Raw genomic sequence first — 25,759 nt, forward strand, 5'->3', positions numbered from 1 at the left:
AAGACCACTGGCGGATCAGCCTTTGGTCAGTGTGGCCACAGCGCGTTCGAAGCGGTCCAGGCCTTCGTCGATGTCGGCGTCCTCAACCACCAGGCTTGGCGCGAAGCGGACCACGTCCGGGCCGGCCTGCAGCACCATCACGCCTTCTTTCTCGGCAGCATTGAGCACGTCCTTGGCCTTGCCTTTCCAGGCCTCGGTCAGGACACAGCCCAGCAGCAAGCCGACGCCACGCACCTGGCTGAACAGGTTGTACTGCTGGCCGATCTGTTCCAGGCGGGTTTTGAAGCGCTCGTGCTTAGCCTTGATACCGGCCAGGGTTTCCGGGGTATTGACCACATCCAGCACCGCGCAGGCAACGGCGCAGCCCAGCGGGTTGCCGCCATAGGTGGTGCCGTGGGTGCCAACGGCCAGGTGCGTGGCCAGCTCGGTGGTGGTCAGCATGGCGCCAATCGGGAAACCGCCGCCCAGGCTCTTGGCACTGGTCAGAATGTCCGGGGTCACGCCGTAGTGCTGGTAGGCATACAGCGAGCCGGTACGGCCCACGCCAGTCTGCACTTCGTCGAAGATCAGCAGAGCGTTGTGCTCGTCACACAGCTTGCGCGCGCCTTCCAGGTAGGCCTTGTCGGCCGGCACCACGCCGCTCTCGCCCTGGATCGGCTCGATCACCACGGCGCAGGTCTTGTCGGAAATCTGTGCCTTCAACGCTTCCAGGTCGTTGTACGGCACATGGCTGATACCGGTGATCTTCGGGCCAAAGCCATCGGAGTACTTCGGCTGGCCGCCCACGCTGACGGTAAACAGGGTGCGACCGTGGAAGCTGTTCAGGGTGGCGATGATTTCGTGCTTTTGCGGACCGAAGCGGTCATGCGCCACACGACGGGCCAGCTTGAAAGCGGCCTCGTTGGCCTCGGCGCCAGAGTTGCAGAAGAACGCGCGGTCGGCAAAGGTGGCGTCCACCAGCTTGTGGGCCAGGCGCAGGGCCGGCTCGTTGGTGAACACGTTGGAAACGTGCCAGAGGGTGTTGGCCTGTTCGGTCAGGGCCTTGACCAGTGCCGGGTGGCAGTGGCCCAGGGCATTGACCGCGATGCCGCCGGCAAAGTCGATCAGCTCGCGACCCGACTGGTCCCAGACACGGGAACCCTCGCCTCGCACAGGAATGAAGGCCGCCGGAGAATAGTTGGGGACCATCACCTGGTCGAAATCGGCACGTTGCACCGGGGCTTGCTCAACGGACATCTGAGTCTCCTGAAGAGGAACGCTGGCCTGGAAGTGGCGAGCGATGGGGGGATTGTAAGGACTGATCCGCGCCTGTCCTTGCGGCCAAGCGACAACTTGTTACAGCGCAAAACCCAGTTTTGACAAGGCTTTCGGCAATGCGACAAACACTGTCGCAATCGCGCAGTGTACGGGAGAGAGGGGGGCTGGGTGAACGGGTGTTCACACAGGATTGTGAGGGGACAGGATGTACGGCGATGTTGATGTGTTGGCGGGGAGATCGAGCGCCGCCCGCGCGGCGCTTCGCGGGTAAACCCGCTCCTACGTTTGTTTCGGGCCAATTATGCCTGTGGGATTTGCGCGCGAACGCCCTGGCGCATGGCTCGATATCGCGTCGTACAAACAAGGCCATCGCGCGCGCCTGGCACAGGATGGACTGGCTCGAAACAAACGTAGGAGCGGGTTTACCCGCGAAGCGCCGCGCGGGCGGCGCTCGATTTGCGCCCCAACATCAACCTCAAGGCATACACCCCGAACCCACCCGAAATCTCAGCCCTTTTCAGCCGGCGCCGAGCTCAATTCAAACGGGCTGCTGCTGCGACGCTGGTTCCGGTCTTCCCGCGGCGTTGCACCAAAGAAGTTACGGTAGGCACTGGAAAAATGCGGCCCCGACGAGAAACCACAAGACAGCCCGATCTGGATGATCGACTTGCTGGTCTGCATCAGCATCTGCCGGGCCTTGTTCAACCGCAACTCCAGGTAGTACTGGCTGGGCACGCGGTTCAGGTACTGCTTGAAGATTCGCTCCAACTGCCGACGCGACACACACACATGCTGGGCAATTTCGTCGGTGGTCAGCGGCTCTTCGATGTTGGCTTCCATCAGCAAAACGGCCTGAGTCAGCTTGGGGTGACTCGAGCCCAGGCGGTTCTGCAGCGGAATACGCTGGCGCTCGCCACCCTCGCGGATGCGCTCTACCACCAGCTCTTCCGACACCGCCCCGGCCAACTCCGCCCCGTGATCCCGCGCCAGCACCGCCAGCAGCAGGTCGGTCACGGCCATACCGCCGCAGGCGGTCAGACGGTCGCGATCCCAATCGAACAGGTGGCTGGTGGCAATCACCTTGGGGAAGCGTTCGGCAAAGTCATCCTGCCAGCGCCAGTGCACGGCTGCCCGGTACCCATCGAGCAGGCCCAGCATGGCCAGCGGATACACCCCGGCCGACAGACCACCGATCAGGCAACCACTGCGCGCCAGTTGCTTGAGCGCCGCTGAAAAGGCAGCCCCCATCGCCGCAGGCGGCTCGTCGGCCAGCAGAAATAGCTTGTGGCAGCCCTCCAGGCGGCCGGTCCACGGCTCGCCAGGCAGCCGCCAGACGCCTTCCTGCGCAGGCTCGGCCTGCAGGAAGACCAACTCGTAGACCACATCCGGATGCACACGCTGCGCCACCAGCAACACTTCCTCGGCCAACGCCAGGGTCAAAGGCCTGGTGCTGGGCCAGATGAGAAAACCGATTCGCTGGGTGGTCATAGGGTGCGGTCCGAAACCTGAGGTCGTTCGAGTCTGTGCGCCGGGTCAGGCTGCGCTCGCCGCGCAGCATGCCCTATTCTGGTGCAAAAATGCAGCTTTTACTTCAGGCTGCCGGAGAGGAACTGCTTCAAGCGCTCCGACTGCGGGTTGGCCAGCACTTCACGTGGGCAGCCGGTTTCTTCCACCAGGCCTTTGTGCAGGAACACCAACTGGTTGGACACCTCGCGGGCAAAGCCCATTTCGTGGGTCACCACCACCATGGTCCGACCTTCCTGGGCCAGCGCCTGCATCACCTTCAGCACATCACCCACCAGCTCAGGGTCAAGCGCCGAGGTCGGCTCGTCGAACAGCATGACCTCCGGCTCCATGGCCAGCGCCCGGGCAATTGCCACACGTTGTTGCTCCCCCCCCGACATATGCCCGGGGAAGGCATCCTTGCGATGAGCAACCCCCACCTTGGCCAGGTAGTGCTCGGCCTTTTCCAGGGCTTCCTTCTTGTTCACGCCCAGCACGTGCACTGGCGCTTCGATGATGTTCTCAAGCGCAGTCATGTGCGACCACAGGTTGAAGTGCTGGAACACCATCGACAGGCGCGAGCGCATGCGTTGCAATTGACGCGGGTCGGCGGCCTTCAACGCGCCATCCTTGCCGGGGACCAGCTTCAGTTCTTCGTTGTTGAGCAGGATCTTGCCGGCGTGCGGCTGCTCCAGCAGGTTGATGCAGCGCAGGAAGGTCGACTTGCCCGAACCGCTGGAGCCGATGATGCTGATGACGTCGCCGGCCTTGGCCGCCAGCGACACGCCCTTGAGCACTTCGTGGCTGCCGTAGCGCTTGTGCAGGTCTTGGACTTCGAGTTTGTACATGCTGTCGATTCTCACAAAGCGGTCAGTGCTTGCGCGGCGCCAGGTAGCCGAGCCAGCGGCGTTCGGCCATCTTGAATAGGCGCACCAGGATGAAGGTCAGGCACAGGTAGAACACGCCCGCCGTGATATAGGCCTCGAAAGGCAGGTAGTACTGGGCATTGACCGTGCGCGCAGCACCGGTGATGTCGATCAGGGTGACGATCGACGCCAGGCTGGTGGTCTGCAGCATCATGATCACTTCATTGCTGTACTGCGGCAGTGCCCGACGCAATGCCGAAGGCAGCAGGATGCGGCGGTACATTTTCATGCGCGACATCCCCATGGCCTTGGCGGCCTCGATCTCGCCATGCGGCGTCGCCTTGAGGCTGCCGGCAATGATTTCGGCGGTATAGGCACTGGTATTGATGCCGAACGCCAGGCAGGCGCAGAAGGTGGCGCTGGACAGCAGCGGCCAGAAGATACTCTCGCGCACCGCCTCGAACTGGGCCAGGCCGTAGTAGATCAGGAACAGCTGCACCAGCATCGGTGTGCCACGGATGACGTAGGTGTACAGCCATGCAGCAAGGTTGATCACCGGCTGCCTGGATACCCGCATCAGGCCCAGCGGAATGGCTGCCAACAGGCCGAAGAAAAGCGAAATCGCCAGCAGCTTCAGGGTGGTCAGCAAACCGCCGAAGTACATCGGCAGCGCTTCCCAGACGACGTTGTAGTCGAAGATCATAGTTCAGCCACCTTGACGCCCACCGAGTAGCGGCGCTCCAGATACTTCAGGGCCAGCAGCGAAACACTGGTCAGCACCAGGTACAGCGCCGCCACTGCCAGGAAGAAGGTGAAGGGTTCGCGGGTGGCGTCAGCCGCCTGCTTGGCCTTGAACATCATGTCCTGCAGGCCAACGACCGAAATCAGCGCAGTAGCCTTGGTCAGCACCAGCCAGTTGTTGGTGAAGCCCGGAATGGCCAGGCGAATCATTTGCGGCACCTGGATGCGGAAGAACACTTGGCGGGGGCTCATGCCATACGCCACGCCCGCCTCGGCCTGGCCTTTGGGAATGCCCAGGAAGGCCCCGCGGAAGGTTTCCGAGAGGTAGGCGCCAAAGATGAAGCCCAGGGTACCGATACCTGCAATCAGCGGGTTCAGATCGATATAGTCTTCGTAGCCGAGCAGCGGCGCCACCCGGTTGATGATGTCTTGCCCGCCGTAGAAGATCAGCAGGATCAGGACCAGGTCCGGAATACCACGGATCACCGTGGAATACAGATCGCCCAGCCAGGCCAACCAGCGCACTGGCGACAAACGCAGCGCCACACCGATCAGGCCGAGCACGATGGCCAGGGCCATCGACGACAGGGCGAGCTGTAGCGTCAGCCACGCCCCGTCGAGGATGACTGCCCCGTAGCCTTTCAACATGATGAGGTCCTCGACCTAGAGAATGAAAAATGGTGCAAACCTCAGAGCCTCTGCTGTTTGCACCATTGCACAGGTGAAACCCGACGTCTTACTTCGAGTCTGGACCGTAGATGTCGAAATTGAAGTACTTGCTTTCGATTTCTTTGTACTTGCCGTTGGCACGGATGGCGTCGATCGCCGCGTTGATGCGGTCGACATTGGCCTTGTCACCCTTGCGTACGGCAATACCGATACCGTCACCGAAGTACTTGGCGTCGGTGAAGGCCGGGCCTACGAACGCGAAGCCCTTGCCGGCGTCAGTCTTGAGGAAGCCGTCTTCCAGCAGGGTGGCATCAGCCACGGTGCCGTCGAGGCGGCCAGCTGCGACGTCCAGGTAGATTTCGTTCTGGGTGCCGTAAGGCACCACGGTGGCACCTTTGGCGCCCAGCACTTCCTTGGCGAAGCGGTCGTGAATGGAGCCGCGCTGCACGCCGATCTTCTTGCCTTTCAGTTCGTCCAGGCTGTCGCTGACGGTGGTGCCGTCCTTCATGACCAGGCGCGCCGGAGTCAGGTAGTAGCGCTTGGTGAAGTCGACCGACTTCTTGCGGTCATCGGTGATCGACATGGACGACAGGATGGCGTCGATCTTGCGCACTTTCAGCGCCGGGATCAGGCCGTCGAACTCCTGCTCGACCCAGGTACACTTGGTTTTCATCTCTTCGCACAGCGCGTTGCCGATATCGTAGTCAAAGCCGGCAATGCTGCCGTCAGGTTGCTTGAAGGCGAAGGGTGGGTAGGCAGCTTCGATGCCGATTTTCAGCGGTTTTTCAGCAGCCTGCGACACCAGGGAAAACACAGACAGCGCCAGGGCGCCAAGCAGTGCGAGCTTCTTCATCAGGTAACTCCATCGGTACGGGGCAATACAAGGCAGGTAACGGCTGCCCGATATGCGAATGAGTACAACGCGAGCCGCGCAGGGTTCGACCAAGGCCGCATACCACGAGCGAGTGAGTGGCATTTTAACGACAGCCCGGTAGTCGATATTTCTTCAAAGCGACAACTACTTATAGAAGCGCCTGAAACCGCCGCGGGCGATGTTGACAGCCAATGCAGAATATGCAATGGCGCAAGAAATAGAACCTATAGACCTAGCAATTCCTGGGCCTATTATTGGCAAAGCCTTGTACGACGGCAAGTGCAGCGTGCTTTGATGCACAAAATGCTGACTCCTATGCACCGAAACGGGCCGGAATTGTTTCCTGGCGCCCCGAACCTGTGCAGGACCGGTGACAGAACGGTAACCGATGATTGTCGGGTAACAATGCAAGAGCGGGCTTGCCCGCGAATGCGTGAGGTCAGGGGACAGCTTAGCCTGAACTGGCGCATTCGCGGGCAAGCCCGCTCCTACAGGGGGTATTGCCGGGAAGGGGTTAGGCCGAAGCCAGGTTCATCGCCTTGTGGGTATCGATCAGGTGCTGCACCACACCTGGGTCGGCCAAGGTCGAGATATCGCCCAGGGCGTCGTACTCACCGGTGGCGATCTTGCGCAGGATGCGGCGCATGATCTTGCCCGAGCGGGTCTTCGGCAGCCCCGGCGCCCACTGGATCACATCCGGCGAAGCAATCGGGCCGATCTCCTTGCGCACCCAGTTCTTCAGCTCCAGGCGCAATTGCTCGCTGGCCTCGATGCCGGCATTGAGGGTGACATACACATAAATGCCCTGCCCTTTGATGTCATGCGGCACGCCAACCACTGCAGCCTCGGCAACCTTCGAGTGCGCGACCATGGCGCTTTCAATCTCGGCAGTGCCCATGCGGTGGCCGGACACGTTGAGCACGTCATCCACACGGCCGGTGATCCAGTAGTAACCGTCCTCGTCGCGGCGCGCACCGTCGCCGGTGAAGTACATGCCACGGAAGGTCTTGAAGTAGGTGTCGACGAAGCGGTCATGGTCGCCGTACAGCGAACGCGACTGGCCCGGCCAGGAGTCGAGGATTACCAGGTTGCCTTCGGCAGCACCGTCGATCAGGTTGCCCAGGTTATCGACCAGTGCAGGCACCACACCGAAGAACGGGCGGGTTGCCGAACCCGGCTTGAGGCCGGTGGCACCAGGCAGCGGGCTGATCAGGATGCCGCCGGTCTCGGTCTGCCACCAGGTGTCGACGATCGGGCAACGCTCCTTGCCGACGGTTTTGTAGTACCAGTTCCAGGCTTCAGGGTTGATCGGCTCACCCACCGATCCCAGCAGACGCAGACTGGAACCGTCGGCGCCCTCAACAGCTGCCTGCCCTTCAGCCATCATGGCGCGAATGGCAGTTGGCGCCGTGTAGAGGATGTTGACCTTGTGCTTGTCGACGATCTTCGATACGCGGGTAATGTCAGGGTAGTTGGGCACGCCTTCGAACAGCAAGGTGGTGGCGCCGTTGGCCAGCGGGCCGTAGACGATATAGCTGTGGCCTGTGACCCAACCGACGTCCGCGGTGCACCAGTACACCTCCCCCGGGCGGTAATCGAACACGCGTTCATGGGTCAGCGCGGCGTAAACCAGGTAACCGCCTGTGGTGTGCAGCACGCCCTTCGGCTTGCCGGTGGAGCCGGAGGTATAAAGGATGAACAGCGCCTCTTCAGCGCCCATTTCTTTGGGTGCACAGTGGCTGGAGGCCACCTTCATCAGGTCTTCGTACCAGATGTCGCGGTGCTGGTGCCAGGCAATGTCGCCACCGGTGCGCTTGCACACGATGATTTTCTGAACGCTGCTGGTTTCAGGGTTGGTCAGCGCCAGGTCGACGTTGGCCTTGAGCGGGGTACGGCGGCCACCACGCACGCCTTCGTCGGCAGTGATCACCACCTTGGACTTGCAGTCGATGATACGGCCAGCCAGCGCCTCGGGCGAGAAGCCGCCGAACACCACCGAGTGAATCGCACCAATGCGTGCACAGGCCAGCATGGCGACCACCGCTTCGGGGATCATCGGCATATAGATGGTGACCACGTCACCGCGGTGCACATCCTGGCCACGCAGGGCGTTGGCGAACTTGCAGACCTGCTCGTGCAACTCGCGGTAAGTGATGTTGCGGTGCTCGGAAGGGTCGTCACCTTCCCAGATGATGGCCAACTGGTCACCGCGCTCTTCAAGGTGGCGGTCCAGGCAGTTGGAGGAAACGTTCAGAGTGCCGTCGGCGAACCATTTGATATCGACATGGTGGTCGTCGAAGGAGGTCTGTTTGACCTTGGTGAACGGCTTGATCCAGTCGATACGCTGGGCCTGCTCGCGCCAGAAGCCGTCCGGGTTGATCACCGATTGCTGGTACATGGCCTTGTAGGTGGCCTCGTCGGTCAGGGTAGTGGCCGCAACCTCGGGACGAACGGGATACAGTGGAGCCGCACTCATCTGTGTTACCTCGGTGTAATAGTTGTTTTTGTATGGAACCGTTTGTAACTGTACCAGAGCGACAAAAGCCATTCGACGTTGGTAGTAATTTGGTACACCCGTTCCGGCAAAACGCTCTGGCGCGGGCATTACAGCCTTGCCGACGAAAAAATGAGGGGTTTGCCACAGGATTGTTACAGATTCTGTCAAAACACTTTATCAAAACACCCACTGTTTCAGCATCGGCCACCGCCATAAAATTCACCTCGCCAGCAACGGCAAGGCGATTAACAACTGGTAACAGCCCCCACGAAGGCAAGCGTTAATCCCCCTCTAATCCCGATAGTTAAAACTCGCTGTACTCGCGGCGCCATAAGCGCCGCGTGCCCCCTCACGACCTTAGACAGGTAAATAGAAAATGAAAGCTTTACTGGTATTGGTACTTGGCAGTCTTTGCGGCGCGGCGATGGCCGGCGAAGCCAAAGATGCCGAGCAGATTCCGGTTGAACAGTACAGTTACTCGCAGCACCTGGACATTGCTCGCGTCATTTCCATGAGCGAAGTGCCTAATGTGTGCGAAGTCGTGCCCGCCCGCATGACCTACGAGGACTCCAAGGGCCAAACGCACATTCTCGAATACCGCGTGATGGGGAACGGCTGCTCTAACGGCTGATACCTTGTGAATTGGGGGCCCTGCGGGCCCCTTCGCGGGTGAACCCGCTCCTACGGGTACCACGCAAACCATGAATGTGGCGCGGTACCAGCGGGTTCACCCGCGAAGCATTCACCACCTGATTAACAGGCTATTAACTTACAGCCATTTAATCAGTCGACTTGCCCAACGAATAATCCCTCAACTTGTTGGCAATCGTGGTATGCGAAACACCCAGTCTTTTGCCCAAGGCCCGACTACTGGGAAACTCCCCCATCAAACTTTCCAGCACCGCCTTTTCAAAGCGCCCTACTATCTGCGAAAGATCCCCTTCCAGCGAAAACTCGCCCAACGGTTGCCGCACGCCATAATCCGGCAAACGAATATGCTCGCTTTTAACTACGCCGCCGTCACATAACGAAACCGCCTGGAACAAAACGTTTTCCAACTGCCTTACATTACCTGGCCAGTGATACTGCCCAAGTTTGTCCATTGCCGCCGGTGCCAGGCGCGGCATGGCGCAGCCAATCTGCCGACTGGCCTGATCGAGAAAATGCTGCACCAACCCCTCCAGACCATCCATGCATTCGCGCAAAGGCGGAATGTGCAGCGACAGTACATTGAGCCGGTGATACAGGTCCTGGCGAAACTCGCCACGGGCACACAACTCGGACAAATCAACCTGGGTTGCACAAATCACCCGCACATCCAGGTAGACCTCTTCATCGCTACCTACCCGACGAAAGCAGCCGTCCTGCAGAAAGCGCAGCAGCTTCACCTGCAAGCGCGGGCTCATCTCCCCTACCCCGTCAAGGAACAGCGTGCCGCCTGCAGTCAACTCCAGCAGCCCCAGCTTGCCTTCGGCCCGTGCCCCTTCGAATGCCCCAGGGCCGTAACCGAACAGCTCGGTCTCGGCCATCGACTCGGGCAACCCGGCGCAGTTGAGCGCCATCAGCGGCGACTGTCCACGGGGGCTGGCCAGGTGGCAGGCACGCGCCAGCAACTCCTTGCCGGTACCGGTTTCGCCCTCGATCAACAACGGTGCATCCAGCGGCGCCATGCGCCGCGCTTCACGCACCACGGCAGCCATCACCCGCGAGCTCTGGAAGATGCTGTCGAAGCCACGCAGCTCTTGCTTGCGCACATTGTAGATACGCTCGCCGATCCGGTCGGCGCGGTGCAGGGTAAGCACCGCGCCGGCCAGCGCCTCGCTGTCATCGTGCTCGGACTGCAGCGGTGCGATATCGGCCAGGAACACATCGCCTTTGACTTTGATGCGCAAGCCGTTGATGCGCGACTTGTTGGCCCGCACCAGCTCTGGTAGATCGAAGTCTTCCACGTAGCGCGCCAGCGGCATGCCCGGCACCTCATCAACCCGCACGCCAAGCAACTGCGCGGCTGCACGGTTGGCGGCAACGATGCTGCCGCCCATGTCGATCGACAACACCGGAAAATCCAGCGCCCCCAGCAACGCATTCAGCTCCATGTGCCGGCGTTCGCTGGGCATCAGGCCCACACGCTTTACGCCGAATACCCCGGCGATCGCCTCGAACTTCGGCCGCAGGGCCTGAAATTGCAGGTTGATCAGGTTCGGGCAGTGCAGGTAGATGGCGTTGCCATGATCACCGCCGACCTCACCGCGCAGCACGTTGATGCCGTACTCCACCAGCAGGTTGAGGATGTCGCGCAGGATGCCAATGCGGTTCTGGCAATGGACTTTGATACGCATGAGGGCTCTCGAAGCGCTGATGTTTTTCAACACCGCGCAGAAAAGTCGTAAAGATAAGCTGACAAAAACTGCGTTTACGCCAGCCAGATGCCTCGAATTTTCCGACACTTGCCGCGTTTTGTAAAATTATCGTTACGAAAAGCCGCATCGGCCCCCTCCGCGGCCGAGCCCCGCCCCCGTGCAAAACCGCTGGCGAAGGGATATTCCTTTAGGCATGTCCTGTACATAACAAGAAAAGCCCTCACCAGGAGAGCCTCATGAAACAGACGCAATACGTGGCACGCGAGCCCGATGCGCATGGTTTTATCGATTACCCGCAGCAAGAGCATGCGGTTTGGAACACCTTGATCACCCGCCAGCTGAAAGTGATCGAAGGCCGTGCGTGCCAAGAGTACCTGGACGGCATCGACCAGCTGAAATTGCCGCATGACCGCATTCCGCAACTGGGCGAGATCAACAAGGTGCTGGGTGCCACCACCGGCTGGCAGGTTGCCCGGGTTCCGGCGCTGATCCCCTTCCAGACCTTCTTCGAATTGCTGGCCAGCAAGCGCTTTCCGGTTGCCACCTTCATCCGCACCCCGGAAGAGCTGGACTACCTGCAAGAGCCGGATATCTTCCACGAAATCTTCGGCCACTGCCCGCTGCTGACCAATCCCTGGTTCGCCGAGTTCACTCACACCTACGGCAAGCTCGGCCTCGCCGCGACCAAGGAACAACGCGTGTACCTGGCGCGCCTGTACTGGATGACCATCGAGTTTGGCCTGATGGAAACCGCGCAAGGCCGCAAAATCTATGGCGGCGGCATCCTCTCGTCGCCGAAAGAGACCGTCTACAGTCTGTCTGACGAGCCCGAGCACCAGGCCTTCGACCCGATCGAGGCCATGCGTACGCCCTACCGCATCGACATTCTGCAACCGGTGTATTTCGTGCTGCCGAACATGAAGCGCCTGTTCGACCTGGCCCACGAGGACATCATGGGTATGGTCCACAAAGCCATGCAGCTGGGTCTGCACGCACCGAAGTTTCCACCCAAGGTCGCTGCCTGAGCGATCTTGCCGATAACAACTCGAACCGGAAAACACCTCATGAATGCCTTGAACCAAGCCCATTGCGAAGCCTGCCGCGCCGATGCACCGAAGGTCACCGACGAAGAGCTGGCCGAGCTGATCCGCGAAATCCCGGACTGGAACATCGAAGTACGTGACGGCCACATGGAGCTGGAGCGCGTGTTCCTGTTCAAGAACTTCAAGCACGCCCTTGCGTTCACCAATGCCGTGGGCGAAATCGCCGAAGCCGAAGGCCACCACCCAGGGCTGCTGACTGAATGGGGCAAGGTCACCGTGACCTGGTGGAGCCACTCGATCAAAGGCCTGCACCGCAACGACTTCATCATGTGCGCACGCACTGACAAAGTGGCGGAAACGGCTGAAGGCCGGAAGTAAACACCAGAAAGAAGGGGCCAGAGGCCCCTTTTTTCATGGGGCATATGTGCGCTGTTCGCCCGCAAAACCGACAAACGACCGGGAAAAAAACCAAACTGTCATCCAGACTTGTGTATCCTGCCCCAGCTTTTTGAAGCTACAAACGCGCCTGGCGCAGACTTTTCACTCACACTTGCGAGGAACGACGAGATGCATGAAATCCCGAATCTTCCCTTCCCAAGCCTGAACCCAGAAGAGCCATCCGTGACCGTTCACGCCGAACCGGCAGCTGCCGCCGAGCAGGATGGTGACGATCAATCCAGCGCTGACCAGGAATAACTGCGCATCCCCGATTGTGTGAAAACGGCTGACCTGCGGGCTACCCCCGTCATCACGTTTTCACACCGTCTAAAATCAACGTTGTAACAACCCACTACCACCTACCCCGCCCCTCCCCCACACAGACTCGTGCCTCCAACCGCAAAGAGGCAGAGCCATGTCATCCATCACTGACGCCGCCGACCTACTCGCCCGGATAGACACGCTGGACGCCGAGAGCGTGCGCCTGCACAGCGACCTGTCCGGTCCAATGGACCTGGCCACATCGCTGCGCGAACATTTCAACCAGGCCCTGGGCTTCACGGACCTGTTCCCCGTCGACCTGAGCGATCATGACCTGCGCCAACAACTGACCGCAGCTTTCGCCAGTGAACCGGCGCGTGAGCACTTCAACCGCACCCTGCGACGCCCCGCCGACAGCCAAGTAGAGGCGAACCTGGTGGCGACCTTGCAGGCAAAACTGGCCCATATCGTGATCACGGCAACCGATGCCTCACTGATCGCCGGGTTGAACGAAGGCCTGCCCTACCCATGGCCCTATGCCAGTTGCAGCCTTGCCCAGGCACTCTGGGCTCGCCGGGTATGCCTGACCCAGCGTGACTGCTTCGTAGCGGCCGCCTTGCTGCTGTACCCCAGTTTGCCAACTACCCCCCAACCCCCTCGATCGGCCTCCCGTCCACTGGTGCTGGACAACTACCTGGACCTGCCCACACTGGCCAGACACCTGCTGAAGCCTCCAGCCGGTGTTCACCTTGCCGTACACCTGTTCAACGCCCTCGGTGCGACAGTCTATGCACAAGGCAGGCGTTACCGCCCGCCCACTGCCCGCGAACGGGAGGCAGGCATAACCCCTGATCAAAATGGAAAGGCGTTTCTCCCAGGCCCGGCCTTGAATGCGCCAGCGGCTCAAGCGCTCGACGCCCTGCTGCATTCGTCCATGTTCAGCCGATGGGCCGGCGAACTGGCCGCCTCGGCAGAATGGGATGCCAGCTCCGATCACTTGGCCTTGGCCGAACAAACCTTGATCGACGTGTTGTACCCACCCGATGACCGCCAGCCGGGGCTGATCATGGCTTTCGATCTGTTCAGCCCGGACAATGCCACGCTCCCCGTTGAGGAAATCCGCCTTGACCTGATCAACAGTGTGCAAATCCGTCTCGCCTGCACCCCGGCGATTGCGCAACTGGCCGGTGAGCTGCTGATGCGCCGCTTCGCGCCCGAACTACTGCTCAGTGGCTACCCGGCCGATTTCAGCTTCGAGCCCGACCTGCGCTGGGCCAGCGTCCGTCAGGGAGCCCTGATACTCAGCGCCCGCCAGCAACCGATGACCTTCGACAACGCAGAAGAGGTCATGCGCCAGGCCCTGCAAGAGAATGACCCCGTTCCCGAAGAAGCACTGCGCCAGACGCTGGCGGTGTGGGCCCCCTTGCGCGGATCATTCGAACTCCCCCCGCCCTGGTCGCACCAGCAATGGCAATTGGCGTTGCATCGCTACCTGGCGGTCAGGGACGTTGAAAGCCTCAATGATCTCCCGGACCGCTTCGAGGAGGCGCGTCGTCAGTTGCTCCAGAGCCGGATAGCGCCAGAGTCGCGCAATGCGGATGGCCAGGTGCACCTGCTGATGTACCTTGACCATGGCGCAGGCTACCGAGGCAATCCCCGCTTGCCGGACGTGACCGCCTGGTATGAAGTGGCCTTCGGCGCTTGGGAACAGCGTGCCATCAACGTCTATCAAGCTATCCTGCACCGCTGCTTGAGCCACCTGCCGGAAGATATCAAGGACCGCCTGCGTGATGGCCACTGGACCGCCTATGCCGTGACCTGGCCGATCTACGTGGGCCCTGATAACCGACCTGAGTACGGCTCCAGCCCCAGAGCGGACTGGCACATGCAGACGGCGACCCAGGGTTTCGTCGTACATGCCCCCGGCACAGAGGGCGATTGGCTTTACGAGCTGTTCCCCGAACGGCTGCACTGGCAAGCCCACTTCGTTACCCACACAGCGCCGACGCGCCTGGCCGAGCAATTGACGCTGCTCTACAGCGAATACAACCAATCACGACTGCCGTGGATCGCTGCTGACTTTCCTGCCTTGCGACCCGTGCTCATCGCCCCCACGCAAGATCGCCTCGACTCACTGGCCAGGCATTACGCCAGCGATATCGCCTTGGGCAATCGGGATGCTTTGCATGCACTGGGCAAAGGCGCTACCCCGCATGAACAATTCCTGGCCAGGCGCCAGTCCGTGAGCACTGGGCGCTACTTGCAACGGTTGTTTTCCAACCTGATACCGGGCTTGAGTTGCCTGAACCCAGAGGATGGCAGCGATGCCCTGGCTTGCGTCCTGGACATCGCCGCGCTGAAAGGCGCGGCAGTCACGCTCGGTGGACGGGCCTTCAAACCATTGGCCAAGCTTCCCGGCGTGCTGGGCCAAAGCGCCAACACCGCACGCCTGAACGCCGCGCGTGCCGCCCGACGCTGGAGCAGCATCCCCATCACGCCCGACTTCAGCGAGCGCATTACCCCGCCCAAGCGCTGGCGCAGCGCGCCCGAACTGACGATGGTCGCCCCCGAATCCCGGGAACTCATGACGCAGCGAAGGGTACTCCCGGGCCAGACGCCCGATGCCGTACTACTTGACCAGATACCCGGCAGCCATGGTCCGGTGCCACGCGAGCTGCCCGAGACAGCCACACTGATCCCCCGCGACAATGCCACGGTCGATGCAATCATTCATGGCGCCGCCTATCGCCTTCAAACACCGAACACCTCGGGGCTGCTACGTCGGGTTGCGCATGAGCCGCTACTCGGCCAGCCGCCCACCATGGTGCCGCCGCCTTACCCCGGCGGCGAAGCGCGAATGGCCCTGAGCTTCTCGCCTTTGCCCAATGACGCCGGCACACCCGCATTCGGACAACAGGTCAGTCACGCCTTCCAAACCGTGCGAATCGAGCCGGTACCGATTCGTTACCGCCCCCAGCACACGCGCTTCGACATCTGGGCGCAGGTCATGGTGCGCGAGGGCAAGGTCGTCGTACACGCCCCTAATAACCCCAAGCGATTGAAGCCCTTGCCCGCCGAAGAAAACCAGTTACGCCTTGGCGTCATCTCGCCTCCCGTGTACCACAGGCGCATCGTGGTCGACCCATCGCCTGAACTACGCTTTGGCTTGCCTGCGGACATGCCGATCGAGCAAGTCAGGCAGATTACCGACTACTGCCCTCCCGTGCGCCTGGGCGGGCTGGCGCGGACCATCCCCGACCGCCGCACCCTGCGCGGCGCATTGATCGACTGGCGCGGTGAGCAGTGGTTGATCGTCGAGGCCGATCTGGGGGTATTCTATGGCGCCCCCCATCAGCCCTGGGCGTGGCAGACAAGGCTGCTGGATGCCCCGGCCCTGCCAGCTTCGCTGCCACATCCGCCCAGAGGGCTGCGTCGCAAGTTCGAGAGAATCACCGACCACGAGGCCATCGAACGGTACCTGGAAATCAGCGAAACCTACCGCATCGTCGCCGAGCGTCCCAACCTGCAGCGCGATATCGATAACGTGGCCAGATTGCTGCGCGACTGGATAGAACAAGGGCGAACATGGCAGCCCCGCCGCCCCTCGCCCTACCTGCAGTTCATCGAAGCCATGGAGTCGCGCCTGCTCCCGGCATACGCGCGCAACATCCTCACGCAGAGCACGGCCCAGGACGCTTTGGCGGGCCCCGCCAGTCGCGGCATTGCAGCGTTGAACCGGGAGATAATCCCGATCTGGAGGCAGTTCCACAGCACCAGCGCCGCAGACCGCCAACACATCCTTGGCGTACTGGACGATCTGCTACCTGCGCGCGGCGCCACTACCCCTTACACACCGGCAGCAGGTGCACAGTCGCTCGACGACAACGCGATGGCTGCCTTGCGTCAGCACCTCTACCCAGTCAACCTGGCCTTTGCCAGCGTCACGCTGAAGGACCATAGCCGCGTGGTGTTCTTCGCCCTGTCAGGCAGCCCTGGCCGCCGCGCATTGGATATCACCCCGACGCCCCGCCTCACACCGGCAGTGGAATATGTCGATGCACGTCAGGTTAACCAGTCTTTCCCGCCAGACCCGCGGTTTACCGAGCTGCCAATCCTGCGGCGCGCAGATTTCCTGTGGACGCGCGTCCATAAGCGACATCTCGATGCCGAACGACACATCGCCAGCGCGCTGAACCGCAGACTGCTTCACCGCCACACCGAGGTCGAGCGTATCGATGTCTTCACAATGCTCGACTCCTGTCGCTCCTGTGGCGGCTTCGTCCTGCCGCGCTTGCGGCTGGATTACCCGCAAGCCGAGTTCAGTGTGACCTGGATGCTCGATTACACCAACTGACTACAGGCTGACAGCTTCGCCCGCAAATACCCTTGCTGTGGTTAAGATGGCGGCACACACCGCCATCCTTACCGCAGCAACGGATCCCCAATGCCAGCACGCAGTCCCACGTCCCTTGCCGTCACTGGGCAAGTCGTCTCCATCGTCCTGTTCACCTTCATCGGCTACCTGAACATCGGCATCCCCCTGGCCGTTTTGCCCGGCTATGTGCACAACGACCTGGGTTTCAGTGCCGTGGTCGCCGGCCTGGCTATCAGCGTGCAGTACCTCGCGACGTTGCTCAGCCGCCCTGGCGCCAGCCGTATCATCGACAACCACGGCAGCAAGAAGGCGGTCATGTACGGCCTGGCCGGTTGCGGGCTTAGCGGGGTATTCATGCTGGCCTGCGCCTTCCTCACTCACCTGCCCTGGCTGAGCCTGGCTTGCCTGCTGGTCGGCCGCCTGGTGCTGGGTAGCGCAGAAAGCCTGGTGGGCTCGGGTGCGATCGGCTGGGGCATTGGCCGGGTGGGTGCTGCAAACACGGCCAAGGTCATCTCCTGGAACGGCATCGCCAGCTATGGTGCGCTGGCCATCGGCGCCCCACTGGGCGTACTGATGGTCAAGGGTCTCGGGCTGTGGAGCATGGGTGTGGGCATCATCCTGCTGTGCGTACTCGGTTTGCTGCTGGCCTGGCCCAAGCAAGCCGCACCCATCGTCATTGGTGTACGCCTGCCGTTCCTGCGGGTGCTGGGCAAGGTATTCCCGCATGGCTCGGGGCTTGCCCTGGGTTCGATCGGCTTTGGCACCATCGCCACCTTCATCACCCTTTACTATGCAAGCCGAGGGTGGGCCAATGCGGCGCTGACCCTTAGCCTGTTCGGCGCCAGTTTCATCAGTGCACGGCTGCTCTTTGGCAACCTGATCAATCGCATCGGGGGATTCAGGGTGGCGATCGCCTGCCTGTCGGTGGAAACGCTCGGGCTGTTGATGCTGTGGCTGGCACCCAACGCCGAACTGGCCTTGGCGGGGGCTGCATTGAGCGGTTTTGGTTTCTCGCTGGTGTTTCCGGCATTGGGTGTGGAGGCAGTAAACCAAGTGTCGGCAGCTAACCGCGGGGCGGCGGTGGGGGCGTATTCGCTGTTCATTGACCTGTCACTGGGGGTCACTGGGCCCTTGGTCGGTGCGGTGGCGGCGGGCTTCGGCTTTGCTTCGATGTTTCTGTTCGCGGCGGCTGCGGCAGCGTGTGGGTTGGTATTGAGCCTCTATTTGTACCGCCAGGGGCGTCGGGACAGGGACCGTACAACAGAAGCCTGAAAGCCGGTGCCGGCCTCTTCGCGGGTAACCCTGGGCCTGCAGGGTTGACGCGCCAGCCTGGCTTGCACGCTCCCCCGTAGGAGCGGGTTTACCCGCGAAGGGCTGCAAAGCAGCCCCCAAAGGCCCTGAACCTTAGCGCTGAGCGTACTGCAACACCACCTCAAGCGGGTGACGCATCTTCCGCTCGGTCATGCGCTTGACCTGGCTACGGCACGAGTAACCGGTCGCCAGCGGCTCCCCTTCCTTGTCCAGCTTGGTCGCCCAGCTCTGCTCGAATATGGTCCGCGAGGTTTCCTGGTTGCGGGCTTCATGCCCATAGGTACCGGACATACCGCAGCAACCCGTGGCCTCGGTCACCAGCTTCAGCCCCAGACGGGCGAACACCTGCTCCCACTGCCGGGTGCTGGCCGGCACGTTGGTCTTCTCGGTGCAGTGCGCCATCAGGCGGAAGCTGCCCGGTGCGGTAGGCGCCTGCTCGGGCAGCACATCCATCAACCATTCCTGCGGCAGCAGCACCTGCGGGCAACCCTCCAGGCCTGGCACCTTCTGGTACTCCTGGCGATACACAAGCGTCATCGCTGGGTCCAACCCCACCAGCGGCACACCGCAATCGGCCAGGGCCCTGAGCTGCGTGGCGTTGCGGATCGCTGCCTTGGCAAATGCGCCAAGGAAACCCTGTACGTGCAACGGCTTGCCGTTGGCGCTGTACGGCGCCAGGAATACCCGGTGGCCCAGGCGGTGGGCAAGGTCGATGAAGGCCGACAGCAGCGGCGTTTCGAAGTAGCGGGTGAAGGCGTCCTGCACCAGCACGATGCTGCGCTCGCGCTGGGCCGGGGTCAGCTCGCGCAGGGCCGGCACCGTGGCCACGCCGACGCGGCAACGGGTCAGGGTAGCCTGGAAGTTGAAGCGGCTGATCAGCGGGCTGTCGACCATGCCCACCTTGTCGGCCAGCAGCTGGCTCACCCACTTCGAGCCCATCACCGCGTTGTACAGCCCCGGCGCGTGCGCCAGGTAGGGAATGGTGAACTCGAGCGAGCCGATCAGGTAGTCACGCAGCGGGCGCTGGTAGCGACCGTGGTACAGCTCGAGGAAGCGCGAGCGGAAATCCGGCACATTGACCTTGATCGGGCACTGCCCGGCGCACGACTTGCACGCCAGGCAGCCGGCCATGGCGTCGTACACTTCATGGGAGAAGTCTTCCTGGCCTTGGCTGCGCGCGCGGTTGTTGCGCAGACGCGCCGGCAGGCCCTTGAGCCACGACACCTTGTTGCGCGCCGCAGCCAGCACATCGATGTTCGCCTCGCCCTGCAGGCGCAACCACTCGCGCATCAGCGAGGCGCGGCCCTTGGGCGAATGCTGGCGTTCGCGGGTAGCTTTCCACGACGGGCACATGGCGTCGTTGGGGTCATAGTTGTAACAGGCGCCATTGCCGTTGCAGTGCACGGCGCTGGGGAAGTCCTGCCATACGCGCTCGTCAATGGTACGGTCAAGGTCGCCGCGCAGGGTCACGCCATCGACCGGGGTCAGCCCCTCGGCGCTGCCCAGTGGTGTGCAGATCTTGCCCGGGTTGAGCTGGTTGTGGGGGTCAAAGGCGCCCTTCAGACGCTGCAACGCCGGGTACAGCTCGCCGAAGTACTCGGGCACGTATTCCGAGCGCAAGCCTTTGCCGTGCTCACCCCACAGCAACCCGCCATAGCGTTTGGTCAGCGCGGCAACTGCATCGGAAATCGGCTTGACCAGTGCGGCCTGCGCCGGGTCCTTCATGTCCAGTGCCGGGCGCACGTGCAGCACGCCGGCATCGACGTGGCCAAACATGCCGTAGGCCAGGCCGTAGCCGTCGAGCAGTGCGCGGAAGTCGGCGATGTAGTCGGCCAACTGCTCTGGTGGTACTGCGGTGTCCTCCACGAACGGCTGCGGGCGCACTTCGCCTTCGACGTTGCCCAGCAGGCCCACCGAACGCTTGCGCATGGTATAGACGCGGGTGACTGCCTCGGCGCCTTCGGCCAAGGTGTGGCCCAGGCGCTCGACGCTGGTGTCGCTTTGCAGGTGCTGGATGAACGCCTGCACCTTGGCGTTGACCTCGGCCGGCTCGTCGCCGCAGAACTCCACCAGGTTGATGCCCAGCGTGGGGCGCTCGGGGTCCGCCGGGAAGTACTCGGCAACGCTGTGCCAGACGATGTCTTTCATCGCCAGCATCAGCACCTTGGAGTCGACCGTCTCGATCGACAGCGGCTTGTGCGCCATCAGCGCATTGGCATCACGCAGCGCATCCATGAAGCTGGTGTAGCGTACGTTGACCAGCACCGCATACTTGGGAATCGGCAGCACGTTGAGCTTGGCTTCGACCACGTAGCCCAGTGAGCCCTCGGCGCCGCACAGCACGCTGTTGAGGTTGAAACGGCCCTGCTCGTCGCGCAGGTGAGCCAGGTCGTAGCCGGTCAGGCAACGGTTGAGCTTGGGGAAGGTGGTTTCAATCAGTTCGGCCTGGGTTTCCTGAATTTCCCGGGCCATGCGGTACACCTCGCCGACCCGGCCCGGCGCGGCGCAGGCCTGCTCCAGCGCAGCATCGTCGATCGGCAGACTGTGCAGGCGTTCGCCACCGAGCAGCACGCTGTGCAGCTCCAGCACGTGGTCGCGGGTTTTGCCGTAGGTGCAACTGCCCTGGCCACTGGCATCCGTGTTGATCATGCCGCCGACCGTGGCGCGGTTGGAGGTGGACAGCTCAGGGGCGAAGAACAGCCCGTGCGGCTTGAGCGCAGCATTGAGCTGGTCCTTGACCGTACCGGCCTGTACCCGCACCCAGCGCTCTTCCACGTTGATTTCGAGGATCTTGTTCATGTGCCGCGACAGGTCGACGACGATACCGTCGGTCAGCGACTGGCCGTTGGTGCCGGTGCCACCACCGCGGGGGGTCAGCCTGACCTGCTGGAAGCGCGGTTCGCCCATCAGCGTGGCGACCCGCGCCACATCATCGGCATCCAGCGGGAACACCGCCGCCTGCGGCAAGCGCTGGTAGATCGAGTTGTCGGTGGCCAGTACCGTGCGGGTTGCGTAGTCGGCACTGATCTGGCCACGGAAGCCGCTGTTGCGCAGGGCTTCGAGGAATTCGGGGTAATTGGCGCTCGGTGCAACGGTGGACAGCTGGGCGATCATCGAAGGATGGCCTCTTGATATTGGCTAAATCACGGGATCCCTGTCGCCCCAGCATGGGTTGAGGCATGCAGGGATGACGTATAGGCCAATGTTCCTGTAGTTTCGCCTCAGGGGCAAACGGATAATCCTGCCGCTATCAATGACTTTTATGAATGAATTACCGCCACCTGACCCCATCCATGTCACTGCTGCTGGCCTTCGAGGCCGCCGCCCGGCATGAAAGCTACACCCGCGCCGCCGCCGAACTGTCGCTGACCCAAAGCGCGGTCAGCCGCCAGGTACAGGCCCTGGAGCAGCAGTTGGGCCTGACCCTATTCCGCCGCGAGGGGCGCCAGGTGCAGCTGACCGATGTCGGCCGCCTGTACCAGCGCGAGCTCAGCGAGGCACTGGGGCGCATCCGCAGCGCCACCTTGCAGGCACTGGCCTATCAATCGGGGGTAGGCACCTTGCGCCTGGCTACTCTGCCAACCTTCGGCTCGAAATGGCTGTTGCCGAGGCTGCATGCGTTCTACAGCGCTCACCCAGGCATGCTGGTGCACATTCATTCACGCATTGAAACCATCAACTTCGACACCAGCGAAATCGATGCCGCCATCGGCGTGGCCAGCCACGACTTGCCGGGGCTTGTCTGCCATCGCCTGCATGCCGAGGAGCTGGTGGTGATCTTGCCGCCGGAGGCCGGCGTCGGCAGCCAAGGCTGGAGCCCGGCGCGGATCAGTGAAGAGGTGCTGCTGAATGTGGCCAACAACCCGCATGCGTGGGGCGAGTGGTTTTCCCATCATGGCCTGCCGCACCGGGCGATGCGGCTGGGGCCGAGCTTCGAGCTGACCTCGCACCTGATCCAGGCGGTACGTGCCGGGATCGGGATCGGGCTGGTGCCGCGCATATTGGTGGAGGAAGAACTGGCCAAGGGTGAGCTGTACAGCCCAGGTGTGGCGTTTGCCAGCCAGCGTAGTTATTACCTGATCTACCCGCCGAGGAATGAGGCACTGCCGTCGCTGCGGGCATTCAGGGGGTGGTTGCTGGAGCAGATCTGATTTTTGCCGGGATCACCTGACCTGAGGGCAACGCTGTACCTGTAGGAGCGGGTTTACCCGCGAAGAGGCCGGCACAGGCAACAAAAAACCCGAAGCCAGTCACCTGACTCCGGGTTTTCGCATACCGCCTATGGCGCCTTACTTGGCCACAGTCTCAACAGCACCGCCCGCATTCACCTGGCGCCGCGACTTGACCACGTACACCACGAACATCGCAAGCAGCCACACCGGGATCGCATACACCGACACCTGGATGCCCGGGATCATCAGCATGATGCCCAGAATCAGCACCACGAAGGCCAGCACCACATAGTTGCCGTACGGGTACCACAGTGCCTTGAACAGCGGCTTCTGGCCGGTACGGTCGAGGTGCTGACGGAACTTCAGGTGCGAGTAGCTGATCATCGCCCAGTTGATCACCAGGGTGGCCACGACCAGCGACATCAGCAGCTCCAGAGCGTCTTGCGGCATCAGGTAGTTCAGCAGCACGGCGACCAAGGTCACGGCAGCCGACACCAGGATCGAACGCACTGGCACGCCCCGCTTGTCGACCTTGGCCAGCGACGCCGGGGCATCACCCTGCTCGGCCATACCCAGCAGCATGCGGGCGTTGCAGTAGGTGCCGCTGTTATACACCGACAGCGCCGCAGTCAGCACCACGAAGTTCAGCAGGTGGGCAGCCACGTCACTGCCCAGCAGCGAGAACACTTGCACGAACGGGCTGCTGCCATAGCTGCCACCCGAGGCGTCGATGCTGGCGACCAGGTTGTCCCACGGGGTCAGCGACAGCAGCACCACCAGGGCACCGACATAGAAGATCAGGATACGGTAGATGACCTGGTTGATCGCTTTGGGGATCACGGTCTTTGGCTTGTCGGCCTCGGCGGCAGTGAAGCCGAGCATTTCCAGGCCACCAAAGGAAAACATGATGAAAGCCAAGGCCATTACCAGCCCGCTGACGCCGTTGGGGAAGAAACCGCCGTGTGACCACAGGTTGGCCACGGTGGCTTCAGGGCCGCCGCTGCCGCTGGTCAGCAGGTAGGCACCCAGGCCGATCATGCTGACGATGGCCACCACCTTGATGATGGCGAACCAGAATTCGGTTTCACCGAAGAACTTCACGTTCATCAGGTTGATGGCGTTGATCAGCACGAAGAATGCTGCCGCCGTGACCCAGGTGGGGATCTCCGGCCACCAGTAGTGGACATACTTGCCGACCGCCGAAAGCTCCGACATACCCACCAGGATATACAGCACCCAGCAGTTCCAGCCCGACAGGAAGCCGGCGAAACCACCCCAGTAGGTGTGGGCGAAATGGCTGAACGAGCCGGCCACCGGCTCTTCGACGATCATTTCACCCAGCTGGCGCATGATCATGAAGGCGATGAAGCCGCAGATGGCGTAGCCAAGAATCATCGAAGGGCCGGCGGATTTCATCACGCCAGCCGAGCCGAGGAACAGGCCTGTACCAATCGCACCGCCGAGGGCGATCAACTGGATGTGGCGGTTCTTCAGGCCCCGCTTTAGCTCGCCTGAATGCATGTTTTGTCCACTCATGAACGAAGTCACCTGCATTGTTTTTATCTGTGACGGAATCGGACCCACCGCGCTCGTGGCGCAGCGGAATGGGCAAGGTGGTTACCTTGGGTTTCTTGACCTCAGGTGCCGCCGGAGCGGGTCAACCAGGCGTGATCAAGAGTGCGCGGTACGCAAGAGGGTCACAGGTAAAACGCGGCGCACTGTATACCCCTGCAAACGCGCAGGCGTCAACGCGTTGCATCGTTTCCTCGGGAAAAAACGCAGCGTTCCTGTGGTTTAGGCCTTCAAAGGCGAAGTGATCGGCGTACATGGCGCCTCCATTTGTTGTTTTGTCAGCCCGGCTCTATGGGCGGGCTTCTGCACAAGGCAATGGCTGCTATAACACCGTGGGGACGGGGGTTTGGGCAAGGGTGGCTGGCGCCATGGTGACGGCTTTGGCACAGGAGCGCCGGCAAGGTTTGTTTACACGATCGGGCATGATCTGAAATGCGGACTGAAAACGGCCATATTCGTACAGTTTTCTTTACAGGGCGGCTCAAGAACTTGCCAGTCGTCCGAAAAATTCTTTCTGCTCAATATCTTGGGCCGCTTGGCGCGCATTCCCGCAGGCATAAAAAAACCAGCCCGAAGGCTGGTTCCTTGATTACCACGCTGGCTTATCAGCCACGCGGCTTGCCGCGACCACGGCCTGCCGGCTTGTCACCATCAGGCTTGCCCGGACGCTTGCGCATCTCGCTCGGGCGCTCAGCCACCGTGCTGCCACGGGTGGGTTTACGCGGCGCTTCCTCACGCGGCTGACGCGCCGGGCGTTCGCCGGTAGCGGCACCCTCGTGGGCCGGGCGCAGGTTGCGCACGCGCTCGCCACGGCCCAGCGGGCGGGTCGACTTGCGCTGCAGGCGCTCCATCTTGTCCTTGGCCTTGAGCTTCATGGCTGGCAGCGCGACCGGCTGCAGGCCGACTTCGGCGGCGAGGATGTCGATTTCGCCCTGGGTCATTTCGCGCCAGCGGCCCATCGGCAGGTCGGAGTTGAGGAACACCGGGCCGAAACGCACACGCTTCAGGCGGCTGACCACCATGCCCTGGGATTCCCACAGGCGACGCACCTCACGGTTACGACCTTCCATCACCACGCAGTGGTACCAGTGGTTGAAGCCTTCGCCACCCGGTGCCTTCTGGATATCGGTGAACTTGGCCGGGCCGTCTTCCAGCATTACGCCGGCTTTCAGGCGCTCGATCATCTCGTCGTCGACTTCACCACGCACACGTACCGCGTACTCACGGTCCATCTCGTAGGACGGGTGCATCAGGCGGTTGGCCAGCTCACCGTCGGTGGTGAACAGCAGCAAGCCAGTGGTGTTGATGTCGAGGCGGCCGATGTTGATCCAGCGGCCTTCTTTTGGCCGTGGCAAGCGGTCGAACACGGTCGGACGGCCTTCCGGGTCGTCACGGGTGCAGATTTCGCCGTCGGGCTTGTTGTACATGATCACCCGGCGAGTGGCCTCGGCGGCCTCCTCGCGCTTGATCAGCTTGCCGTCCACGGCGATGGCGTCGTGCAGGTCTACGCGCTGGCCAAGGGTGGCCTCGACGCCGTTGACCTTGATGCGACCCTGGCTGATCCAGGCCTCGACATCACGCCGCGAGCCCACGCCAATGCGCGCCAGCACTTTCTGCAGCTTTTCGCCGGATGGCGGGGTGATTTCGGTTTCTTTCAGGTCTTGCTCACTCATCTGGGCACCTCCCGGTGTAGGAATGAAAACAGGTTTCTGGCGACGAACGCGCCAAAAGGCCGCGCATCATACGCGGTTCATCAGGGGAACGCACTGCAGGGTAGAGGGTTTTGTGGGGATGGGCATGATTTTCTGCCCAGTGGGCTT

At 61.9% G+C, this 25,759-nt stretch carries 18 protein-coding genes; 7 read left to right on the forward strand and 11 right to left on the reverse strand.

The features are described from left to right. Positions 1–15: 15 nt before the first annotated feature. From ACF8FG_RS00730 to acs, 7 genes are all read right to left on the reverse strand, one after another. Positions 16–1,236 (reverse strand): aspartate aminotransferase family protein, encoded by a 1,221-nt coding sequence (locus tag ACF8FG_RS00730; RefSeq protein WP_014590102.1) that lies wholly within the window; start codon positions 1,234–1,236, stop codon positions 16–18. A gap of 528 nt (positions 1,237–1,764) precedes the next feature. Next, positions 1,765–2,745: a transcriptional regulator ArgR gene (argR, locus tag ACF8FG_RS00735; RefSeq protein WP_014590101.1), complete on the reverse strand. Its 981-nt coding sequence runs from the start codon at positions 2,743–2,745 to the stop codon at positions 1,765–1,767. Positions 2,746–2,843: 98 nt separating this feature from the next. After that, positions 2,844–3,608 carry an arginine/ornithine transport ATP-binding protein AotP gene (gene aotP, locus ACF8FG_RS00740; RefSeq protein WP_014590100.1) on the reverse strand — a complete coding sequence of 255 codons (765 nt, stop codon included), beginning with the start codon at positions 3,606–3,608 and terminating at the stop codon, positions 2,844–2,846. A 22-nt stretch (positions 3,609–3,630) separates the two neighbouring features. Then, complete coding sequence (locus tag ACF8FG_RS00745; protein ID WP_014590099.1) at positions 3,631–4,329, reverse strand: ABC transporter permease; 699 nt, start codon at positions 4,327–4,329, stop codon at positions 3,631–3,633. After that, positions 4,326–5,015 carry an ABC transporter permease gene (locus ACF8FG_RS00750; RefSeq protein ID WP_003254523.1) on the reverse strand — a complete coding sequence of 230 codons (690 nt, stop codon included), beginning with the start codon at positions 5,013–5,015 and terminating at the stop codon, positions 4,326–4,328. Before ACF8FG_RS00750 ends, ACF8FG_RS00745 begins: the two co-directional genes overlap by 4 nt. Before the next feature lie 88 nt (positions 5,016–5,103). Next, positions 5,104–5,889, reverse strand: coding sequence for an ABC transporter substrate-binding protein (locus tag ACF8FG_RS00755; protein ID WP_003254524.1), 786 nt, complete (start codon positions 5,887–5,889; stop codon positions 5,104–5,106). Positions 5,890–6,424: 535 nt separating this feature from the next. Further along, positions 6,425–8,386: an acetate--CoA ligase gene (gene acs / locus ACF8FG_RS00760; protein WP_003254525.1), complete on the reverse strand. Its 1,962-nt coding sequence runs from the start codon at positions 8,384–8,386 to the stop codon at positions 6,425–6,427. Between the two features lie 397 nt (positions 8,387–8,783). Here acs and ACF8FG_RS00765 point away from each other — a divergent pair, with 397 nt between their 5' ends. Next, on the forward strand, positions 8,784–9,038 hold the full coding sequence (locus ACF8FG_RS00765) for a DUF2790 domain-containing protein (protein ID WP_014590098.1): 255 nt from the start codon (positions 8,784–8,786) through the stop codon (positions 9,036–9,038). 148 nt (positions 9,039–9,186) lie between these two features. On the opposite strand, the gene ACF8FG_RS00770 is transcribed toward ACF8FG_RS00765, so the two are convergent. Further along, on the reverse strand, positions 9,187–10,746 hold the full coding sequence (locus ACF8FG_RS00770; protein WP_014590097.1) for a sigma-54-dependent phenylalanine hydroxylase transcriptional regulator PhhR: 1,560 nt from the start codon (positions 10,744–10,746) through the stop codon (positions 9,187–9,189). A gap of 257 nt (positions 10,747–11,003) precedes the next feature. Between ACF8FG_RS00770 and phhA the strand changes: the two genes are divergently transcribed. The 5 genes from phhA to ACF8FG_RS00795 all read left to right on the forward strand — a co-directional run bounded on the left by phhA (position 11,004) and on the right by ACF8FG_RS00795 (position 18,156). Further along, positions 11,004–11,792 carry a phenylalanine 4-monooxygenase gene (gene phhA, locus ACF8FG_RS00775; protein ID WP_003254528.1) on the forward strand — a complete coding sequence of 263 codons (789 nt, stop codon included), beginning with the start codon at positions 11,004–11,006 and terminating at the stop codon, positions 11,790–11,792. 39 nt (positions 11,793–11,831) lie between these two features. Next, the gene (locus ACF8FG_RS00780) at positions 11,832–12,188 is read left to right on the forward strand and encodes a 4a-hydroxytetrahydrobiopterin dehydratase (protein ID WP_003254532.1); all 357 of its coding nucleotides are present in this window, start codon (positions 11,832–11,834) and stop codon (positions 12,186–12,188) included. A 189-nt stretch (positions 12,189–12,377) separates the two neighbouring features. Further along, the gene (locus tag ACF8FG_RS00785; protein WP_003254533.1) at positions 12,378–12,506 is read left to right on the forward strand and encodes a hypothetical protein; all 129 of its coding nucleotides are present in this window, start codon (positions 12,378–12,380) and stop codon (positions 12,504–12,506) included. A gap of 157 nt (positions 12,507–12,663) precedes the next feature. After that, positions 12,664–16,863, forward strand: coding sequence for a deaminase domain-containing protein (locus tag ACF8FG_RS00790; protein ID WP_318080067.1), 4,200 nt, complete (start codon positions 12,664–12,666; stop codon positions 16,861–16,863). 90 nt (positions 16,864–16,953) lie between these two features. Then, positions 16,954–18,156 (forward strand): MFS transporter, encoded by a 1,203-nt coding sequence (locus ACF8FG_RS00795; protein WP_014590095.1) that lies wholly within the window; start codon positions 16,954–16,956, stop codon positions 18,154–18,156. Between the two features lie 132 nt (positions 18,157–18,288). Here the strand turns inward: ACF8FG_RS00795 and ACF8FG_RS00800 are convergent, their stop codons facing one another. After that, positions 18,289–21,309 (reverse strand): FAD-binding and (Fe-S)-binding domain-containing protein, encoded by a 3,021-nt coding sequence (locus ACF8FG_RS00800; protein ID WP_076402683.1) that lies wholly within the window; start codon positions 21,307–21,309, stop codon positions 18,289–18,291. A 152-nt stretch (positions 21,310–21,461) separates the two neighbouring features. On the opposite strand from ACF8FG_RS00800, the gene ACF8FG_RS00805 reads away from it, so the two are divergent. Next, a complete protein-coding gene (locus ACF8FG_RS00805; protein WP_003254537.1) occupies positions 21,462–22,346 on the forward strand; it encodes a LysR substrate-binding domain-containing protein in 885 nt (294 codons plus the stop codon). A 138-nt stretch (positions 22,347–22,484) separates the two neighbouring features. On the opposite strand, the gene ACF8FG_RS00810 is transcribed toward ACF8FG_RS00805, so the two are convergent. Both ACF8FG_RS00810 and rluB read right to left on the reverse strand, forming a co-directional pair. After that, entirely contained in the window at positions 22,485–23,903 is a 1,419-nt protein-coding gene (locus ACF8FG_RS00810) for an amino acid permease (RefSeq protein WP_318080071.1), read from the reverse strand. Between the two features lie 641 nt (positions 23,904–24,544). Then, positions 24,545–25,612: a 23S rRNA pseudouridine(2605) synthase RluB gene (gene rluB / locus ACF8FG_RS00815; protein ID WP_003254539.1), complete on the reverse strand. Its 1,068-nt coding sequence runs from the start codon at positions 25,610–25,612 to the stop codon at positions 24,545–24,547. Positions 25,613–25,759: the final 147 nt, after the last annotated feature.

This window comes from Pseudomonas sp. YQ_6 (genome assembly GCF_043103245.1).
Taxonomy (GTDB): domain Bacteria; phylum Pseudomonadota; class Gammaproteobacteria; order Pseudomonadales; family Pseudomonadaceae; genus Aquipseudomonas; species Aquipseudomonas alloputida.

Excerpts from the sequence above, each read along its gene's own strand:
- ACF8FG_RS00730 (WP_014590102.1), bottom strand. The coding sequence starts at position 1,236 with ATGTCCGTTGAGCAAGCCCCGGTGCAACGTGCCGATTTCGACCAGGTG.
- argR (WP_014590101.1), bottom strand. The coding sequence starts at position 2,745 with ATGACCACCCAGCGAATCGGTTTTCTCATCTGGCCCAGCACCAGGCCT.
- aotP (WP_014590100.1), bottom strand. The coding sequence starts at position 3,608 with ATGTACAAACTCGAAGTCCAAGACCTGCACAAGCGCTACGGCAGCCAC.
- ACF8FG_RS00745 (WP_014590099.1), bottom strand. The coding sequence starts at position 4,329 with ATGATCTTCGACTACAACGTCGTCTGGGAAGCGCTGCCGATGTACTTC.
- ACF8FG_RS00750 (WP_003254523.1), bottom strand. The coding sequence starts at position 5,015 with ATGTTGAAAGGCTACGGGGCAGTCATCCTCGACGGGGCGTGGCTGACG.
- ACF8FG_RS00755 (WP_003254524.1), bottom strand. The coding sequence starts at position 5,889 with ATGAAGAAGCTCGCACTGCTTGGCGCCCTGGCGCTGTCTGTGTTTTCC.
- acs (WP_003254525.1), bottom strand. The coding sequence starts at position 8,386 with ATGAGTGCGGCTCCACTGTATCCCGTTCGTCCCGAGGTTGCGGCCACT.
- ACF8FG_RS00765 (WP_014590098.1), top strand. The coding sequence starts at position 8,784 with ATGAAAGCTTTACTGGTATTGGTACTTGGCAGTCTTTGCGGCGCGGCG.
- ACF8FG_RS00770 (WP_014590097.1), bottom strand. The coding sequence starts at position 10,746 with ATGCGTATCAAAGTCCATTGCCAGAACCGCATTGGCATCCTGCGCGAC.
- phhA (WP_003254528.1), top strand. The coding sequence starts at position 11,004 with ATGAAACAGACGCAATACGTGGCACGCGAGCCCGATGCGCATGGTTTT.
- ACF8FG_RS00780 (WP_003254532.1), top strand. The coding sequence starts at position 11,832 with ATGAATGCCTTGAACCAAGCCCATTGCGAAGCCTGCCGCGCCGATGCA.
- ACF8FG_RS00785 (WP_003254533.1), top strand. The coding sequence starts at position 12,378 with ATGCATGAAATCCCGAATCTTCCCTTCCCAAGCCTGAACCCAGAAGAG.
- ACF8FG_RS00790 (WP_318080067.1), top strand. The coding sequence starts at position 12,664 with ATGTCATCCATCACTGACGCCGCCGACCTACTCGCCCGGATAGACACG.
- ACF8FG_RS00795 (WP_014590095.1), top strand. The coding sequence starts at position 16,954 with ATGCCAGCACGCAGTCCCACGTCCCTTGCCGTCACTGGGCAAGTCGTC.
- ACF8FG_RS00800 (WP_076402683.1), bottom strand. The coding sequence starts at position 21,309 with ATGATCGCCCAGCTGTCCACCGTTGCACCGAGCGCCAATTACCCCGAA.
- ACF8FG_RS00805 (WP_003254537.1), top strand. The coding sequence starts at position 21,462 with ATGAATTACCGCCACCTGACCCCATCCATGTCACTGCTGCTGGCCTTC.
- ACF8FG_RS00810 (WP_318080071.1), bottom strand. The coding sequence starts at position 23,903 with ATGAGTGGACAAAACATGCATTCAGGCGAGCTAAAGCGGGGCCTGAAG.
- rluB (WP_003254539.1), bottom strand. The coding sequence starts at position 25,612 with ATGAGTGAGCAAGACCTGAAAGAAACCGAAATCACCCCGCCATCCGGC.